At 53.9% G+C, this 17,568-nt stretch carries 17 protein-coding genes; 9 read left to right on the top strand and 8 right to left on the bottom strand.

The genetic code is table 11. The annotated features are described in order from the left end of the window. The first annotated feature begins 184 nt into the window (after nt 1-184). Genes ABNS66_RS06960 through ABNS66_RS06940 form a run of 5 tightly spaced genes read left to right on the top strand, consistent with a single transcriptional unit; the run spans nt 185 to nt 6,190 of the window. Nucleotides 185-1,462, top strand: coding sequence for a polysaccharide biosynthesis/export family protein (locus tag ABNS66_RS06960; RefSeq protein ID WP_286836746.1), 1,278 nt, complete (start codon nt 185-187; stop codon nt 1,460-1,462). 21 nt (nt 1,463-1,483) lie between these two features. Then, nucleotides 1,484-2,890: a hypothetical protein gene (locus tag ABNS66_RS06955; RefSeq protein WP_204995237.1), complete on the top strand. Its 1,407-nt coding sequence runs from the start codon at nt 1,484-1,486 to the stop codon at nt 2,888-2,890. After that, entirely contained in the window at nt 2,830-4,137 is a 1,308-nt protein-coding gene (locus tag ABNS66_RS06950) for an O-antigen ligase domain-containing protein (protein ID WP_286836744.1), read from the top strand. The genes ABNS66_RS06955 and ABNS66_RS06950 overlap by 61 nt, the downstream gene beginning before the upstream one ends. Nucleotides 4,138-4,154: 17 nt before the next feature. Continuing rightward, entirely contained in the window at nt 4,155-5,246 is a 1,092-nt protein-coding gene (locus tag ABNS66_RS06945) for a polysaccharide pyruvyl transferase family protein (RefSeq protein ID WP_286836742.1), read from the top strand. Nucleotides 5,247-5,248: 2 nt separating this feature from the next. Next, on the top strand, nt 5,249-6,190 hold the full coding sequence (locus ABNS66_RS06940; RefSeq protein WP_286836740.1) for a glycosyltransferase family A protein: 942 nt from the start codon (nt 5,249-5,251) through the stop codon (nt 6,188-6,190). Nucleotides 6,191-6,229: 39 nt separating this feature from the next. On the opposite strand, the gene ABNS66_RS06935 is transcribed toward ABNS66_RS06940, so the two are convergent. The 5 genes from ABNS66_RS06935 to ABNS66_RS06915 all read right to left on the bottom strand — a co-directional run bounded on the left by ABNS66_RS06935 (nt 6,230) and on the right by ABNS66_RS06915 (nt 10,981). Next, a complete protein-coding gene (locus tag ABNS66_RS06935; RefSeq protein WP_286836739.1) occupies nt 6,230-7,024 on the bottom strand; it encodes a hypothetical protein in 795 nt (264 codons plus the stop codon). Next, a complete protein-coding gene (locus tag ABNS66_RS06930; protein WP_286836738.1) occupies nt 7,017-7,730 on the bottom strand; it encodes a hypothetical protein in 714 nt (237 codons plus the stop codon). The genes ABNS66_RS06935 and ABNS66_RS06930 overlap by 8 nt, the downstream gene beginning before the upstream one ends. A 12-nt stretch (nt 7,731-7,742) precedes the next feature. Next, nucleotides 7,743-8,759: a glycosyltransferase family 2 protein gene (locus tag ABNS66_RS06925; RefSeq protein WP_286836737.1), complete on the bottom strand. Its 1,017-nt coding sequence runs from the start codon at nt 8,757-8,759 to the stop codon at nt 7,743-7,745. Between the two features lie 59 nt (nt 8,760-8,818). Further along, the gene (locus tag ABNS66_RS06920; RefSeq protein ID WP_286836735.1) at nt 8,819-9,508 is read right to left on the bottom strand and encodes a sugar transferase; all 690 of its coding nucleotides are present in this window, start codon (nt 9,506-9,508) and stop codon (nt 8,819-8,821) included. 225 nt (nt 9,509-9,733) lie between these two features. Then, entirely contained in the window at nt 9,734-10,981 is a 1,248-nt protein-coding gene (locus ABNS66_RS06915; RefSeq protein WP_286836733.1) for an oligosaccharide flippase family protein, read from the bottom strand. Nucleotides 10,982-11,284: 303 nt separating this feature from the next. Here ABNS66_RS06915 and ABNS66_RS06910 point away from each other — a divergent pair, with 303 nt between their 5' ends. The 3 genes from ABNS66_RS06910 to ABNS66_RS06900 all read left to right on the top strand — a co-directional run bounded on the left by ABNS66_RS06910 (nt 11,285) and on the right by ABNS66_RS06900 (nt 13,005). Then, nucleotides 11,285-12,256 carry a DMT family transporter gene (locus ABNS66_RS06910; RefSeq protein WP_286836732.1) on the top strand — a complete coding sequence of 324 codons (972 nt, stop codon included), beginning with the start codon at nt 11,285-11,287 and terminating at the stop codon, nt 12,254-12,256. Nucleotides 12,257-12,344: 88 nt separating this feature from the next. Continuing rightward, nucleotides 12,345-12,761, top strand: a complete 417-nt coding sequence (locus ABNS66_RS06905; RefSeq protein ID WP_286836731.1) for a hypothetical protein — start codon at nt 12,345-12,347, stop codon at nt 12,759-12,761. A 118-nt stretch (nt 12,762-12,879) separates the two neighbouring features. Then, entirely contained in the window at nt 12,880-13,005 is a 126-nt protein-coding gene (locus tag ABNS66_RS06900; protein WP_275587302.1) for a hypothetical protein, read from the top strand. Between the two features lie 45 nt (nt 13,006-13,050). Here ABNS66_RS06900 and ABNS66_RS06895 read toward each other — a convergent pair whose 3' ends face one another. The 3 genes from ABNS66_RS06895 to ABNS66_RS06885 form a co-directional block, all read right to left on the bottom strand. After that, nucleotides 13,051-13,545 (bottom strand): nitroreductase family deazaflavin-dependent oxidoreductase, encoded by a 495-nt coding sequence (locus ABNS66_RS06895; RefSeq protein WP_286836730.1) that lies wholly within the window; start codon nt 13,543-13,545, stop codon nt 13,051-13,053. 56 nt (nt 13,546-13,601) lie between these two features. Further along, complete coding sequence (locus ABNS66_RS06890; protein ID WP_286836729.1) at nt 13,602-14,495, bottom strand: acyltransferase; 894 nt, start codon at nt 14,493-14,495, stop codon at nt 13,602-13,604. Between the two features lie 128 nt (nt 14,496-14,623). Further along, entirely contained in the window at nt 14,624-15,505 is an 882-nt protein-coding gene (locus tag ABNS66_RS06885) for a LysR family transcriptional regulator (protein WP_348655289.1), read from the bottom strand. A gap of 109 nt (nt 15,506-15,614) precedes the next feature. Here ABNS66_RS06885 and ABNS66_RS06880 point away from each other — a divergent pair, with 109 nt between their 5' ends. Then, nucleotides 15,615-17,564 carry an acetoacetate--CoA ligase gene (locus ABNS66_RS06880; RefSeq protein ID WP_286836727.1) on the top strand — a complete coding sequence of 650 codons (1,950 nt, stop codon included), beginning with the start codon at nt 15,615-15,617 and terminating at the stop codon, nt 17,562-17,564. Nucleotides 17,565-17,568: the final 4 nt, after the last annotated feature.

The raw sequence follows: 17,568 nt of genomic DNA, 5'->3' as shown, positions 1-17,568 counted from the left end.
TCGCAAAATGCAAACGCAAGCCACGATTTGCATTTTGCAATTCACCGCCCTCGACAAAAAACACTATCCTACTGTTTTTAAAGCATATTTTTATTCACATCAGCTGGCACGCCCCCTGCAATATCCAAGATATGCCGTCTCACAATAGCAGTGAGATCAACCTAATCAGCAGCAGGAAAGCGCTATGAACATTGCCAAATGGACCCTATCTTCACACCGCCTTTTCACGCCGCGACGCTGCCGCCGCGCCGTCCTCGCCAGTGTCGCATTAACGCTGGCGGCCTGTGCGTCGATGCCGGATATTTCGACAAGCCTGCCTGAGCGCGACAAGCCAGAGGTGGAACAACGCCACGAGTTTAGCAGTCGCATGGCGGTGAATACCTGCTCGACCGATGGCAGCGGCATGGCGCTGAACAGTGCGGACTATCGTGTCGATGAACCCTTAGCGCAGCAGTGGCGAAATCCCGGTACCCCGCGATCGTTAAACAGCCAAGGCCGGCGCTTGCTGCCACTGTCACCGGGCGACAGAATCGAAATTCGCATCCATGAAGGGGAGGAGTTCAGCGGCGAGTACTTGGTTAACCACGATGGCAATATTGAGCTTCCCTACCTCGCCCCGGTGCAGGTGGTTGGACTGGACACCGAAGAAGTGGAGAACCGCCTGCGCATCATGCTGGTTGCCCAACAGATGTTTCTCGCCCACACCCTTCACATCAGTGTGCGCCCGCTTCAGTGGGCCCCCATTATGGTTTCGGTGTCAGGCGCGGTATTTGAGCCTGGCCGCGTACTCATCAACGACCTGATTCCCGCGCAGACCGACGACAGTAAAATTCGCATCAGCGGCGACTACCCCACCAAACGCTACCTCAGTGAAGCCATACGCGCAGCAGCGGGTGCACGCCCTGACGCGCGTGTAGACAAAATTCTGCTGATTCGCGACGGCTGGCAGCAAGAAATCAATCTCGCAGGGATATTTTCGGGCCAGCACACCTACGACGTACCGTTGATTGCAGGCGATCAAGTGATCGTTCCCTCAGCAGGCTGCATGCAAGCCGAGCTGATTCGCCCGAGTCAAATCACGCCAAAGGGAATACGGGTGTTCATTTCAAATTTGACCAATCCAGCAAGCAACAACGCCTCTGCGGCAGTGGGCAAGTACAGCAGCAGCATGCCCTACGGCACGCGGTTACATCAGGCGGTGGTATCGGGCAACTGCAGTGGCGGCACGCAATTCACCAATGCCTCACGCTACGTCGTGTTGGTGGGCACTAACCCCATCAGTGGCGAGAGCGAAATTATGAAACGCAATGTCGAAGAACTGCTGCGCAATCCAGATTCCGACGATATCAATCCCTATTTACTACCCAACGACACCGTTAGCTGCTATGACTCTACAATAGGGAATTGGCGTGATATCGCCAGAGCGATTGTCGACGTCGCCACTCCCTTTTCACTCTTTTGATCTGCGCGGCTGAGAAGTGACATGACACCGACGATACAGCCAAATCAAGAGCTGCAACTCTACAAGGCGCCCGCTGACAAACCGCGCTGGACGCGATACATCGTGGTGGGGGTGATCTCCTTTGCAATGATTTGGGGAATGGTATTTCTCTACATTGCCTCGGCGCCCCAGTACGTCAGTAAATTCGCGTTTATGCTGCCGGGCAAGGCAGTATCCACCAAAGTTAATTTGGAAAGCATCGGTGAGGCCAGCAGCAGTAGTAGCTCACCGTTTGGCACCAGGGGTGTTAACCCGAGAGTGAATTACAAGGAAATCCTGCTGAGCACCAGCGTGATTGGTGGCGCGGCGAAAGCCCTGAATATCGACTACGCGGATTTTCGCAAGCCTGTGGTAAAGCTCGTAGACGAGACCACCATTATCCAAGTGGCAACCAAAGCGGGCTCTCCCCGCCTCGCACAGGACCAGGCACAGGCGCTAATTTCAGCGTTTAACACCCGAATAGAAATCCTCCGCGCTGATGAGCTCGACCGCCGCGAGGCAGGTATTGCGCAAGCGCTAAAAAGCTATAAAGAGCGATTGGAAGCCGCGCAACGCGCCTTAGTATTGCACAAGCAAAGCTCTGAATATGTGTCTGGCCGTCAGTATGAAGAGCTCAGCCTGCGCCTAGAGCGTTTGAAAGAGGAGCAAGTACGAGCCGAGGCCGAGCGCGACCGAGTCAGCAATTACGTCGACCAACTTTCTCGCAACTTAGGCATTACTCCGCAGCTGGCAGCGAGCGCGTTTATCCTGAATGCCGACCAACAGTTTCGGGAGCATTTAGAAAATTATCAAAACGCGACAACAACGCTGGCGGTGTATCGCTCAAAGTGGGGACAGGCTCACCCTCAGGTGGTAAAAGAAAGCGCGAGACAAGACAACACGCTCAAAGCCCTGCAACAGCGCAGCTTAGAATTGGTTGGCCACAACGACATGGGCACCATCAAGCTGATCAGCATGAATGATGCCGGCAAACAGAGCGCTCTCTTTCAAGATTTGCTGGTGTCATTCGCCAAAATTGAAGGCCTCATTGGCAAAATTCAACAGCTCTCAAGTGCTATCACTAAGCATGGTCTGAACTTAAAACGCTACGCTGAAGAAGCAGCGATCCTTGAGAACCTCGAGCGCGACTATCAAATAGCCGAAGCGGTTTATACCTCGGCGATCACGCAGATCGATACCAGCAAAACCGATATCTTTGCGTCCTACCCGCTAATTCAGGTACTTGCAGCCCCTTCTCTTCCCAGCCAACCGGCGTCACCCAATAAATTACTGGCCATTATTGGCGGTGTGCTGGGTAGCGGCATGGCTTTATTCGGATTATTTCTTCTGTGGAAACGCAAGCAATTGCTCCAGAAAATATTATCGAAAAGTGGATTTGGTACGCTCTAATTCTTACCTATCCGTTTTACGCCCTCGGCGCGGTATACATTATTGCGCCGGTGCTCGGTTGGATTCTGCTCGGCTACTGGGCCTACAACCTGTGGCTACCTGCGCCGATGCGCGCCAGGTCGATTCAAGTTGAACCGCACCCCGTGGTTATACTGTGGGTGGTCGCCATGCTGGTGATGGAAGTGGCCTTGATTATGGGGCATTTGGATTTCTATCTCGGCCTGCCCGCGATGATCAAGTCCACGATCGGCTGGGCAAAGGGCTGGGCACTGCTGGCTATTTTCATACTAATTGGCGCCACCTTACCTATCCGTGCAGAGCTGGTTTATCGCGCCTGCTGCGTTATTTGCCTGCATACGCTGTTGTTAATTCCGCTATTTGTTATCGCCGCGTATACCCCCATTCCCGGTACTATTTATATCTCGCCACTCAAAGTAATTGGCGGCCCCGGCCCGGAGTTCTTCGAGTTCCAGCTCTATGGCATTAACCCCGAATCCCTCGGCCCCCGCTGGCGCTTTTTCACCCCCTGGGCACCAGCTGCCGGCCTACTCGCCAATTTCTACTTAGTCTTTGCACTGCAGGAAAAAAATATCCGCTGGCGTTGGATCGGCATTATCGGCAGTGTCGCGATGGTGCTTATGTGCCAGTCTCGCGCCGGACTGGTTGCAATGCTTTTCGTATCGCCAGCGGTCTTTTTCATTTCCCGCCTCAACTCACCGGCACTGTGGCTAACTGGCGGTGTGGGCATATCAGCAGTGGCCGTTGTAGCCACCCAACTCATGGCCTTCGCTGAAAGCTCCATTGCGGAATTCAAAGCTGCCCGCGCAGGTTCGAGCCGAGTCCGCTCGGCGCTGGCAAGAATTGCAATACAGCGCTGGCGAGATGAAGCGCCTGTTTGGGGACACGGCGTTGTAGAGAGAGGGCCTCACCTAGTGGAATATATGCCTATTGGCTCCCACCACAGCTGGTACGGTCTACTATTCGTTAAGGGCGTCGTTGGCTTTCTGGCGTTGCTGATTCCCATGCTTGTCACCCTATTACTGTTACTCATGCAGGCCCAGCGATGCTGCGTATCTCGCGCAGGTTTAGCCTGTATGCTAATACTCATTATGTTCAGCTTTGGTGAAAACCTGGAAATTCTTGCGTATCTGTTTTGGCCGGCGCTGGTGTTAATCGGCATCGCCTTTCGCAATGACACCATTGCACAAAGTATTCTCCGCCAGCGTTCTTCAGTAACGCATCACTGATTAGGAACCCCAAAAAAATGGCTGCCTTCAACACCCTGCTTATCGGCTATTACGGCATGCAAAATACCGGCGATGATATGCTCATGGCCGCCGCTGCCGAGGGCGCGCGCCGCCGATATCACAGCCGAAATATTGCCGCCACTGGCGCCAGCGGCAGTGAGGCCTTGCAGCAACTGCAGCTAAGCGCCGTGCAGGCAAAAAAGCAACGCTTCAAAGGCCAGGATCGACTGCTCAAGTATTGGGCCGCGGCGCGCAGCGAGCACATTATCATCGGCGGCGGATCTGTCTTCCATACCGCAAAAGATATTGCGCAAAAAACCCACTATTTAAAACTCGCTACCAGCAACCAGCATTGTGCAGCAGGCGTCGGCCTGGGCCCATTCAATGACGTAGCGGCAGAAAAAGCCTGCGCAACATTCCTAAATGCCTGCACCTTTACCGGGCTGAGAGACAACACCAGTCTCGATATCGCCCGCAGTATCGCTCCCAACGCCAATACCGCACTGACCTTCGACCTGGCCCCTAGTATGATCAGCCAGCCCGCGTTCCAGCACGCGCTAATGCCCGAGCGCGACAACGCTATCGGCGTTGCACTTTGTCCCGTCGAACGGCTCACCGGCGATGAGAACGCTGAACATGTGCGCAACCAGATACTCGCCGACGCCCTGATTCAACATCATCGCGAAACCGGCGCGGAGATACGCTTGATCGACTTCAATGGGCACCCCACATTAGGAGATCAACAAGTACACCGTGATTTATGCGCGCGGCTTGGCGAGACGCCCTGCAAGATTATTCCCTACAACCCAAACCCCTATGAGGCCGTTAGGGAAATCAGCAAGCTATCAATGATCGTGGCGATGCGACTCCATGCGGCGGTCTTTGCCTACCTCAGCAATACCCCGTGTATTTCCCTGAACTATCACCGTAAATGCGAAAATTGGTGCCGCGATATTCAGCAATCGACTGACTTTTCCATTGATAGCCGGCATGTCGACAAAGACTCGCTAAGCACCGCAATAGCGACGATACATCGGGGCGGCTATGTCCCGCCCCGTTTGCCCCTTGCCGACGCGGAAAAAATGGCCCTCAGTAACTGGACTCACTAGCCATGACGACCTCAAATGTTGACCGCAGCACAGACAAACAACCTCGGTTTTCCGTTCTTATTCCCCTGTACAACAAGGCTGCACACATTGGCGATGCGCTGCGTTCCATACAGGCGCAGAACTACGACGACTTGGAAATTATTGTTGTCGATGACGGCTCCAGCGATGACGGCCCGGAGAAAGTTCGCAGCCTGGCAACATCTGACTCGCGTATTCGCCTTATCGAACAAGAGAACGCCGGTGTTTCCGCCGCTCGAAATACTGCCATCAGTGCAGCAACCGCCGACTACCTGTTGTTTCTGGACGCCGATGACCTATGGAAACCCGGGTTAATACAAGAAATCGAGGCGCTTATTCACCTATTTCCCGAATGCGGCGCCTACTCAACGGCCTACTCCCACTATTACGAAAACAGCGGAACAGAGCGCCCCATCCACCCGCGCTTTCCAGCGAGCACAATAAATCACAGCCAGTTCAGCTATGATTTTTTCGAGGTCGCCAGTCGGGGCGAACTACCCATTACCCCGTCGAGCTGCTGCATTCCAAAATCCGTATTCGAGGAGATTGGTGCATTTCCTTTGCATGAACCAATGGGAGAAGATCAGGACCTTTGGGTGAGAATCGCCTATAAATACCCAATGGCCTTTTCCCGGTCATACAAAGCACTCTACCGACAAGATGCCGACAATCGTGCGTGTATTAGTAATCCCCCCGATCAGGAGTGCCCATTCAGCCTGCGCCTGCGAGCCACAGCCGAGGCAAGCAACGATCCGCGAAGCAAGGCAATGTTAAGGCTGACCGCTAACCATATTCTTCACATCGCGCAGCTAAACATACAGGCCGGCGAATATGATAAAGCGCGGGCCTTACTACGTGACAAACGTTGCTGGCTACTACCAAAACGGAAATTGAAATGGGAACTTGCCTTGCTACTGAAGCGTTAGCCTGCGCCGCCCAATGGCAGGCGGTATTTAGCCACGGCGTTACTTTTTGTGGGGCAAACTATTTTCGCAATAAATGTGCGGCGTAATCCGGGGAGTGGCTGTCGACAGCGCACTATTGCGGGGAAGGTTTGTGCGGACAGCTTTGCACAACGCTTCCAGCTGCTGTGAGGGAGAGCCGCCCGATTCAGCCTTTGCGATACTGCGTAACAATCGCATGATTATACGATAGCCATAAAAGCCAATGACTTCGCCTAATCGCGGCTTGAACATGTCGCGCAGCGGGCCAGCGCTGTAGTGGCGAATATAGTCATTCATCTGCGGGCAATAATTATTATTCCAGCGCGACGAGATACGCTGAAAGCGGCTCTCCGTTTTCAGGAAATGAATAATGTGCCCGTTTTCGCCCCAGCCCACTTCATCCTCTTGCGGCAGTGTCATTGTCATTGCGGCGATAACACGGTTTAAAAACGCCAGTGATTCGGGCCCAGCGCGAAATATCAACACCCCAGAATTAATACGCCCCGAATACCCGTTGGCCGCAAATATCGATTTTCCGACGGACATAGCCTCGCTAAAGTCAGGGGCGTCTGCACGCGGCTGCGCATCGGCGTCTATAAACATGACCTCGGCGTAGCCGCATTGCAAGGCGTCTCGAATCAAGTACAACTTTAGCCAGGCCACCTCATTGCACAGCGAGTGCACACTTGGCTTGGTAACGGCTAGGTACTCGGCGCCGACACGCTCGGCGTATTGCCGCTGAGCAGCAATGCACTGCCGATAGCGTAAGTGATAACCGTTAAGGGCCAACGTGAAGATCAAGCGTGGTTTATTCATAGTGGTCACCCAGAGGCGGTGGAGTACGACGGCCAATATGTGCCGGCTCGCGAATACTGCGGCTGGAAAGCTCTACACAGAACTGACCCCAGAAAAAAATACCCAGCAGTTTCGCTCCCTCCTCTAGCTGCAATAGCGCAACACCATTGCTGATGCCACTGTCGATCAGTACATCAACGCTAACGGAAATACCCCAGCACATCGCCGCAGTCAGCGCATAGCGTCGCGACCGGCCGACAACCCCGCGAAACAGACAAAGTAGAAGAAGCGCTAACAAACCCAACGCCGCTTGGAAACAGGCTCGGATAACATCAACCAAAATACTGCCGGTTGTCATCGGCGCAGAGAATAAATCATGCAAAAGCAATAACAGGGTATAACTTGCAAACCAAAAGCTGGCGCTACTGCGACAATGGAAGCGCTCATCCTGCCGCCGTAGATACACGGCAAATAGCAATATGGCGGCACTCATACCCAAGACTATGGTACTGAGTTTCGCCAGCAAACCATCGTACCAATCCGCCTGGCCTCTGCTGCCGGTGCGACCATCTATGAGCGCCTCTGGCGACACGCCCAGGGTATTCGACAACATCAGTACCGAGAACAAAATCGCCAGGCTCAATGTCAGTGGCCACAAGGAAGGCAAGGCGAGCCACCGCCGATAATGCGGGGCGCGCCTAACAACAAGCTTTGTTAAGGACTCCATTTGTCGGCGCACCTATGACGGCATTGACGACATAATCAGTCGCTCAACGGTGTCGTATCCGCGAGTGGGAAGAATCAGCAACAGCGATGCGCACCCGGCCGTTAGCACCGTTTTTACAGGATCCCTAAGCGAGATCGTCCAGTCACTGCGCAGTGATTTCAGCAATAACAGCGCCGCATTCTTCGCATCTCGAGATTGAATGGCACGCCGGCAAAGGTAGCGGTACTGGTAAGCTCGCGCCAAGCCTTCGTGGTCGTTAAAAAATGATGGCGACAGCGCGCGATTTTTGTCGACATTGCGCTCCCAGGCGGCCAATTGCTTGACCCAGTTCGCCGATAAGCCGCCTCCGTTTACTCGGTAGTTCGTTAAGGCCTGCGCCAGCCCCTCGAATCGCCACGACGTCGAGAGCGCAATCCGTAACCAGCATTCCACATCCTCGGACTGTCTAAAGGATTCATCGAAGAATTGCTGGTCGCGATGGCCGACAGCGGCGTTCGTGAAGGCGATGTCCTTAAATACGCCTGCGCGGAAGACTGGCGCAGAGCCATTGCCCACCGGGTTTCGACAAAATACATCGACTGCCGTGACGCCCGTTGTTTTCGGGTATTGGCCGATCCCCATATCGACACTGGCTTCGTTCATAAACCGCGATGCACTGTAGCTAACACCGATGTCAGGGTTGGACAGGAGATGATCTACATGCCTGGCAATTTTCGTCGAATGCCAGCTGTCGTCAGCGTCTAGCAGGGCAATAAATTCGCCGTGCGCGTGGCGAATACCGGTATTGCGCGCACCGGCCAAGCCCCTGTTTTCTTGCTGAATAACCAGAATGCGCGAGTCCTGGTAGCCCCGCACGATGTCGGCACCGTTGTCCGGAGACCCGTCATCCACCGCAATTATCTCCAGGTGTGGATAGCTCTGCGCAATAACAGAGTCAATACATTCGCGAAGATAGGCCGCCGCGTTATACATTGGGATAACAACGCTCACTAAGGGCTGATCGCGGTGTGCTGAGTGATTATTTTTCATCGCTGGTTCCTCATTCACTATTACTGGCAGTGCCGGGCAGATACCCGACGGCCCGCTCTTCAATACGCTCCGCTTCCCGACAACACTGCGGGTACCGTTTTCAACGCTATTCGCAAATCAGTGGCCAGGCTTTGTTGGCGGATATACTGCAGATCCAGCTCCACCTGCTGATCAAAATTCAAATCCGCTCGGCCAGACACCTGCCATAGGCCTGAAATTCCAGGTAATGCCTTCAAACGTCCGCGCTGATACTCGCTGTATTGAGCCACTTCTGCAGGCAGTGCCGGGCGAGGGCCGATCATCGACATTTCGCCGCGCAGTACATTAATCAGCTGCGGTAACTCATCGATTGAGTATTTGCGAATAAACTGCCCTACCCGTGTCACGCGAGGGTCGTTTACGAATTTCTTGCAGATACCATCCCGGTCACCTGACATTGATTCCACTTGTCTATGCAGTGCTCTGTCAGTACACATCGACCGAAACTTATAAATTGAAAACTGCTCGCCATTCTTTCCAACACGCAGCTGACGGAAGAAAATTGGGCCGCGGCTTTCAAAAAGAATGGCCGCCGCTGTAACGACGAGTAGCGGTGACAGCAGCAATAGCAAACCGCCACTTAATACAATGTCGTAGCTACGCTTATAACCACTGCGTAGAAATTTCCGCAGAGATAACCCGGCGGGCATAAACAGGCTGGAAATAAAAATTAGGTAGGCACTGGAGACCTGATTCTTTATTGCTTGCATATCAATTACCCCATTGGTGTTCGCTTTCCAGGGAAATTGCAACCGCTATGCCAAACAAAAAAAATAAATTAACTGTATGTTTTTATTATATTTTTTAAAAATTACCGCTAAATAGCTTTACCGCTACTGCAAAGCTATTCGCATTTTGCAAGGCAGCTTGCCGACTAAAGCGACGATCATCAGGGGAAAATAAAAGACGGGGTAAGCACGCCGAGCGCAGTGGCGCTATGCGGCAGATAAGGGCGCGCGAATAACACCGCGAGGTGCGCGGTGTATCATCACGAGTACCGCCCACGCGCCGCCGAGATAGCAAATAATCATCGCCAGGGCGACGGCTTGCGCTCCCAGAAAACTCGACGCCGCGATCACCGCACAAAACAGCGCGGTGAAGGCCACGGCAATGTGATTTTCACTGCGTAAGTTGTCAGCCGCACGAAAATACATACTGGCAGACTCAAACACCATTCGAGGAACCGCCGACAGACACAAAAGCGCAACAAGCACACTGGCTGGCGCCCATTTCTCGCCGAACAGTAACGGCACGTATAACGGCGCCAATAGTGCCTGGCAAAGAATCACTGGCGCGATGAGTCGCATCGCCGTTTTTAAACTTGCGTAATAACTCGGCTCCAGTGCGCCACCCTCGCGACGGGTATCACACAGTTTCGGCAGCAAGGCCGTATTAAAGCTGTTTGTCAGCGACAGACTGATTCCCAGACCGGCATTGCGCGCAAAGGCATAAAGCCCAAACAGGTCAGCTGGTAACAGGCGGCCGAGGATAAATAAGTCAAATTGACCGCGGCCGTTTTTTAAGCACTCTGCGAGCAATACCCCTCCGGAATAGCGTCGCGCGGTCACCAGTTCCTGCAATGAAAATTGCAGCTTGGGCACCCAGCGGATACGCCGATTAATCACCACTACCCACACCACAGCGGCAAATAACTTGGGCCAAATGACGGACCAGACACCGAATCCGCTCAGCGCCAGTGCGGCACTGATCAAGTTATCCATTGTCACCGTGGCCCCCATAATCAGACCCGCTTCCTTCATGCGGCTATCACGCTGTAAGAGGTTAAATTGAACCATCGCAAAGGGGTAAATTAAGTGACTAAATGCCAGCGCCTGTAACAGCGAGGCCAAAACGGGAGATTGGTAAAGGTCGGCGATAAGGGGGGCGAGGAAAAACTGCAGCGCAAACATCGCGATGCCGATAGACAGGTTAAGCCAAAACACCGTCTGCGAAACCCGCCCCAGTTTGTGCTCCTCAGCTTTGACGATTAGGTTGCCAATGCCATTGGCAGCAAGAATTCTCACAATCTCCGCGGTCGCTAGCGCGAGCGCCGCGAGTCCGTAGTCCTGCAAACTCAAACAGCGAGCCAGGATGAGTGTCGTGATCAATCGCGACACGCGAACCATCAGTTCGCCGGTTGCCAGCCAACTGAGATTACGCCGAAAACTGCTTGCTGATTTCATGCCCTTGCCCTGAAACACCACTAATAAATGACTGGTCCGTTTACTCAGCAAAAGCCAGGCCAACCTTTTCCTGATTAAAAATTGGCGCTAAAGGCCATTACCACGGGCGTTGAACCCGAAACGTCCGGCAAAATGCTAGCCAAGCGCGGATAAATCTGGCTTGATTCGCATTTTGCGAAGCAACCTACAACGCGAACAGGGTCGTATCGACGCAAAGCGTGAAATGCCATTTCGTCTAAGCAGCGATAAGAGTCTGCTAACAGCGTGCTATTCACCCGAGCAAACCTCTATTAGGACGTTCCAATGATTGAAAATACGGCCAATGCATCCAACAAGCTGCCCGCAGATGCCATTTTCATCATCGTTACGCTGTTGGCAGCCATCAGCTGGATCTTCTCCAAGGAAGCCGTCGCCATCATGCCGCCGCTGCTGTTCATGTCGGTACGCTTCCTTATCGCCGCCGTCATTCTGGCGATGGTGGCAAGAGCGGAGTTGCGGGTTCTCAGCCGCGCGCACTTTATCCGCTGCGTGAAGGTCGGGATGGTCTTTGGCATTGCCATGAGCCTTTGGGTCGAAGGGCTCGCGGCCTCCAACCACGTCGGTGAAGCGGCGTTCATCGTCAGTTTGGGCGTCATTCTAGTGCCGGTCATTGCGGCGCTGTTATTCAAGGAGTCGGTTCCGCGCAGCACCTGGGTCGCGCTGCCAGTTGCCTGTGTTGGGCTCGCCCTCCTTTCTCTGAATCAGCAATTGCGGCTAGAGTTATCGCAACTGCTATTACTCTGTGCTGCGGCGCTATTTGCGCTGTATTTCAATTTGAACACGCGCGCGGCCAACCCGATGTCACGCGCCGATAAACACGGACACGCTCAACACGTTCCGCAGGTGCCAGTATTGGCACTAACGACCTTGGTATTGACCACCGTCGCGGCGGTTACCGGACTACTATCAGCACTGCTCGAGACCTGGCACATCAGCGTATTGGCCGGGCAACCGATGGTCTGGCTATGGGTCACGCTCTCTGCAACCGTTGGCACGGCGCTGCGCTTTTACCTGCAAACCTACGCACAGAGCCTGTCGCCGTATAGCAACGGCGTTATTATCATGGTGCTTGAGCCGGTGTGGACGGCACTGATCGCGGCGGCATGGTTTATGGAGCGCCTTAGTGCAACGCAATTGCTAGGCTGCCTGATGATATTCCTCGCGCTGATGATTACTCGGTGGCGAGCGCTTCAAGGTTTACTGAAATCTGTCTTTCGCAAACGCCGAAGTCCTTAACTCTATCTGCGTTGAGCCGCATCAAGATACTTCCAGCAAAAATGCGCTAAAGTGCGCGTTTACTCACTTGCCGCTGAAGAGATTGTCTATGTCACGAGGCATGAAGATTTACGCGTTTTTTATCGCCGCGCTCGCCCTCACCGTAATGGTAAATATCTTTTACGAGCCCTCGGAGGTTCGCGCATTGAATGCGGTATTGAAGCAAGACGACAAACTCAATAGCTACCCCTACCGCTTTCGCGTTTTAGCGGTAAAAAACGGTGTCGCGGTAATGACGTCACCTCGCTCAGCAGATGTGCCAGTGCCCGTCATCATTAAGGTTATTGACCCTTCTTTGCAGAACGTCTCTGTCAGCGAAGAGCGTTTTTTTGAGGCTCAGCAAATCTTGGCCGACCTGCAAGCCTACGCCAGAGAGCAGGTTATGGCTCAGGAGGGCATCAGCCGCGTTATCTGGAAGCTGGACGAGGAGTGGCTGCTCAGCCACGGCGTTAAACTGCCCCACTAAAACCCTGCGCACACACCTAGTAGCCTGAATATGCTCGACTATACTGTTACTCGTTAGTATCGGTGGGCACACCGTTTTTCCCACCATACTCAGTGGCCTTTAAGCAGAGGAAGACACCATGTCGAAGAAAGCGAAAAAGAAAATCACCAGTCTGAAAAAAGCCATCAAGCAGCGAAAATCGAAAATAGCCAAGCACGAAGGCAAACTCGCCAAACTCAAGAAAAAGCTGAAGAAGGCGGCTTAGCAACAACGGATCAGGGGCGTAAAGCAGCCCCTACCATTGCGCCGTTTATGGCGCTGTCGGCTCGCAACAAAACACGGGGATATCTCGGTCAGTGCGCGCCTGGTATTCATCGAAATCGGGATATAGGCTAACTAAGTGAGGCCAGAGTTCCCGCTTGGTATCAGCGTCCACTTCTCGCGCCGTGTAGGCGAGGCGCTCGCGCCCAACTTGAATCGTAATCGCCGGGTTCGCCTTGATATTGTGATACCACAAAGGGTGCGATGCCATGCCTCCTTGGGAGGCAACCAGCAGCTTCTTGTCACCCAGCGGCAGATGAATCAGTGCGATCTCTCTGGCTTTACCCGTTTTTTTGCCCGTCATACCAACAAGACAAATGGGATAACCGCCGGGAAAGTTTTTCATCAACCTCCCGCCACTTTTCTTATACACCCAGACATTGAAGCGGGTGTAGTGACGCATAACGGTCTTTATTACGCCTGACCAGCTCTCTGGAATACTGGCTACATCCTCGCGTCGTGTTTTTACATAGTCGAATTTCATATTCTGCCTGCCCCTATTTTATTGTTATTGGCCATGGGTCTTTTCACCTCAGAGAGTCATCGGTGAAGCTCTTCCATCAATTGGTCCTTTTCCTTCCACAGTGCGCTAACCCATTGCTGGAACTCATAGCGGAAGTCCTCATCGTCGCTGTAGCTACGACCCAAAAATTCGCTGGGAATCTCTCGTTTCTGCACGCGAACCTTAACGTTATCCACCCGTCCGCAAAGGAAGTCGCCAAAGGACGGCTGTGTGTGGCCGGGATAAGCAATGGTAATATCGACTAAGGTTTTGACACTTGAGCCCATTGCTCCCACAACAAAGCCGATGCCACCTGCCTTGGGTTTTAGCAGCCATTTATAAGGGGACTGCTGCGCGTCATGTTTGGCAGGGGTATAGCGCGTACCTTCCAGGAAATTGAAGACCGACACGGGTAAATGCTCAAACTTCTCACAGGCGCGGCGGGTGCTTTCAAAGTCTTGGCCACGCTTTTCTGGGTGCTTTTCCAGGTATTCCTTGCTGTAGCGTTTCATAAACGGGAAGTCCAACGCCCACCAGCATAAGCCTATTACCGGCACCCATATGAGCTCCTGCTTCAGAAAGAACTTGAGCATTGGAATTTTTCGATTCAGCAAATGCTGAAGAATAAAGATATCGGCCCAGGACTGATGATTAGAGGTCACCAGATACCACTGGTCCTTATCGAGTTGTTCAATACCATCCACTTCCCACTGCATGCGCTGGGTTAAGCGCATCCACTGAGAGTTGATCGCGATCCACAATTCGGCGATCCACACTGCCGCCGCCGTGCAGCGGCGTTGAAAGCCCGCTAACGGCACAAGAAAGCGAAGTAACGATACCACCATCAAAAACGGCGCCAGTACAACGGTATTCATGGCCAACAGGCACGCAGCGAGAAATCCCTTTACCACAGGCGGTAAAAAACCGAGCATCCGTCCTCCCCCTCTATTGTTGTCATCACCCCAGCTATCACCCTCGTTGTCACTGGGTCGCGGCCGTATTTTAGGGTATCCCCGCGGGGGAAGGTAGCGCTGCTAACATCACCCACCTCGGCAAGCCCCTAGCTCTCCATCAATAACGCTCGCATTGCCACTGCCGCGGATGACAGCTGCTGTCGTCGGCGCCTGATAATACCCACTCTGCGCTCGATGCATCGCCCGCTTATCGGCTTACAGCGGGCGCCCAATTGATGCATCTGCTCCTCACACAACGCGGGTACTAGCGCCACCCCCAAACCAGCGGCCACCATTGCCCCCACGGTAGTGAGCTGGAATGCCTCGAAGATCGCCGGGGGCGAAAGTGACTCCCTGGCAAAGGCATCTTCGGTCCAGCGGCGGGTACTGGAGCCCCTGTTCAGGGTAATCACCGTATCGCCGAGCAGGTCTTTTATCCGCAGACGACTGCGCGTCAGTAAGGGGTGTGCCTCTGGCAATACCGCCACAAAGCGGTCGGTAAACAGCGCTTCGAATTCCAGCCCTTCGCTATCGTCTGGCTCAAAGGCCACGCCAAGTTCAACACGGCCAGCGCGTACGGCTTCAATAAGCTCTTCCATCACAATATCGCGCACCGCGATATCAATATTGGGGAACTGCTGCCGGTAGGTCGCCAACACTGCAGGCAAACGTGTGCTGGCAAACGAGGGCATTGCCGCGATGGTCAACTTGCCCTGTTGTAAGCTATACAAACGCTGCAAGTCGGTAAAGGCATCGGACCAGTCCCGCAGCAGGCGCTGAGCGGTTGGCAAAAATGCACTGCCCTCGGGGCTTAAACTCAGCGACCGGGTCGAGCGTAGAAACAGGCTTCCACCCACTTCATCCTCGAGGTTCTTCACCGCCATGCTCAGCGCCGGTTGCGATATATTCAATTGCTCACATGCCTGCGCGAAGCTGCCTGTCTCGGCCACAGCGACGAAAGCGCGCAACTGTTTAACACTGACATTCATAAGAAAAAATTAACAATTAATAATTATTATCAATTTGATAAAAATATCTCAGCAAGGCAGTCTACGTCAATTACCCTATCACTCGCTCCAGCTATAGAGACATCGAATAATGAAGAACTGTCTTTGGGAACCTTCGGCGGCGCGCATTCAGCGCAGCCAATTGAGCCAATTCTTGCAGCAGCTCGACCGAGAGCAGCAGTGCCAGTTCGACAACTACGCCGACCTGCACCGATGGTCGGTGGAGTCCCCCGAGGCTTTTTGGCAATCAGTGTGGGACTTTTGCGATATTCGCGCCTCACAAACGAGCGACCAGGTTCTGGTAGACGGGAACCAATTTCCCGGTGCGCGATGGTTTCCCGATGCTCGCCTGAATTTCGCTGAAAACTTGCTGCGTAACCGCAGTGATAAAACCGCACTGATTTCCCGGCTGGAGAACGGCCGGCGCGAGACGATCAGCTACGCCGGCCTCTACCAACGAGTCAGCCAGTTAGCCCAGGCGCTGCGCAATGCCGGTGTTGGTCGCGGCGACCGCGTTGCCGGCTTTATGCCTAATATCAGCGAAACCGTCATCGCCATGCTGGCGAGTGCCAGTATTGGCGCAGTCTGGTCATCGTGTTCCCCGGACTTTGGCATTAATGGCGTGATGGATCGCTTTGGCCAAATCCAACCCAAAGTACTATTTGCCTGCGACGGCTATTTCTACGGCGGGAAAACCCTCGACAGCTTACCGCGCGTGTCGCAGATCAAGGCGCAGATCAGCAGCATAGAGACGCTGATCATTGTCCCCGTCAGCCGCACCGCCGAGGAAATATCGCTGCCCGAAGGGGCAACATTGTGGGCGGAGACACTCGCCGCGTATTCGCCGAACGATATTGAGTTCGAGCAGCTGCCCTTCGACCACCCGCTTTACATCATGTATTCGTCGGGCACCACTGGGGTACCGAAGTGCATCGTCCACAGCGCCGGCGGCAGCCTCATTCAGCACATGAAGGAGCACCGCTTACACACTGATCTGGGCAGTGAGGACACGCTGTTTTACTTTTCCACCTGTGGCTGGATGATGTGGAACTGGCTGGTAAGCGGCCTCGCCTGCGAAGCAACCCTTGTACTATACGACGGCTCTCCCTTTTACCCACAGCCGCAATCGCTGATGGACATGGCCGACGAGGAAGGCATTTCTATTTTTGGCACCAGCGCCAAGTACATCGAAGCGCTGCAAAAAGCCGGGGTAAAGCCCGCTGAAAGCCATCAACTCAGTGCTTTAAAAGCCGTGTTATCGACCGGTTCGCCATTGTCCGACGAGAGCTTTCGCTATGTGTACCGGCACATTAAACAGGATATTTGCCTGTCATCGATTTCCGGCGGCACGGACATCCTGTCGTGCTTTGTTCTCGGCAACCCCTGCCTTCCCGTTTACGAGGGTGAGATTCAGTGTCTCGGCTTGGGTATGGCAGTAGAGGTTTGGGACGATGATGGCAACGCCGTTGTCGGTGAAAAGGGCGAAATGGTCTGCACTCGCCCCTTCCCCAGCGCCCCCATCGGGTTTTGGAATGACCCCGACAATGCCAAATACCGCGCGGCCTACTTCGACACCTACCCCAATGTCTGGGCCCACGGAGATTACGGCGAGATCACCGAACACGGCGGCATGATCATTCACGGCCGCTCCGACGCCGTGCTCAACCCCGGGGGCGTGCGCATTGGCACCGCGGAAATTTACCGCCAAGTTGAAAAGGTGGCCGACGTTGTCGACAGCATCTGCATCGGGCAACAATATCAAGGCGATGTGCGAGTTGTCCTATTTGTGGTGCTGCGTGAAGGCTGCACGCTGGACGACTCCCTGCGCAATACCATCCGCAATACCATTCGTCAGGAAACCACGCCGCGCCATGTACCGGCAAAAATTATCGCGGTGGCAGACATTCCACGCACGATCAGCGGCAAGATTGTCGAGCTGGCAGTGCGCGATGTGGTTCATGGCAAAACCGTGAAAAACGTCGATGCTCTGGCCAACCCCGATGCGCTGGCCCTCTTCAAAGATTTGCCAGAACTCCAGTAACGCA

The sequence above is a fragment of the uncultured Spongiibacter sp. genome, assembly GCF_964011655.1.
Classification (GTDB): Bacteria; Pseudomonadota; Gammaproteobacteria; order Pseudomonadales; family Spongiibacteraceae; genus Spongiibacter; species Spongiibacter marinus.
The sequence above is the reverse complement of the archived record's forward strand: the minus strand, read 5'-3'. Positions and strand labels throughout refer to the sequence as shown.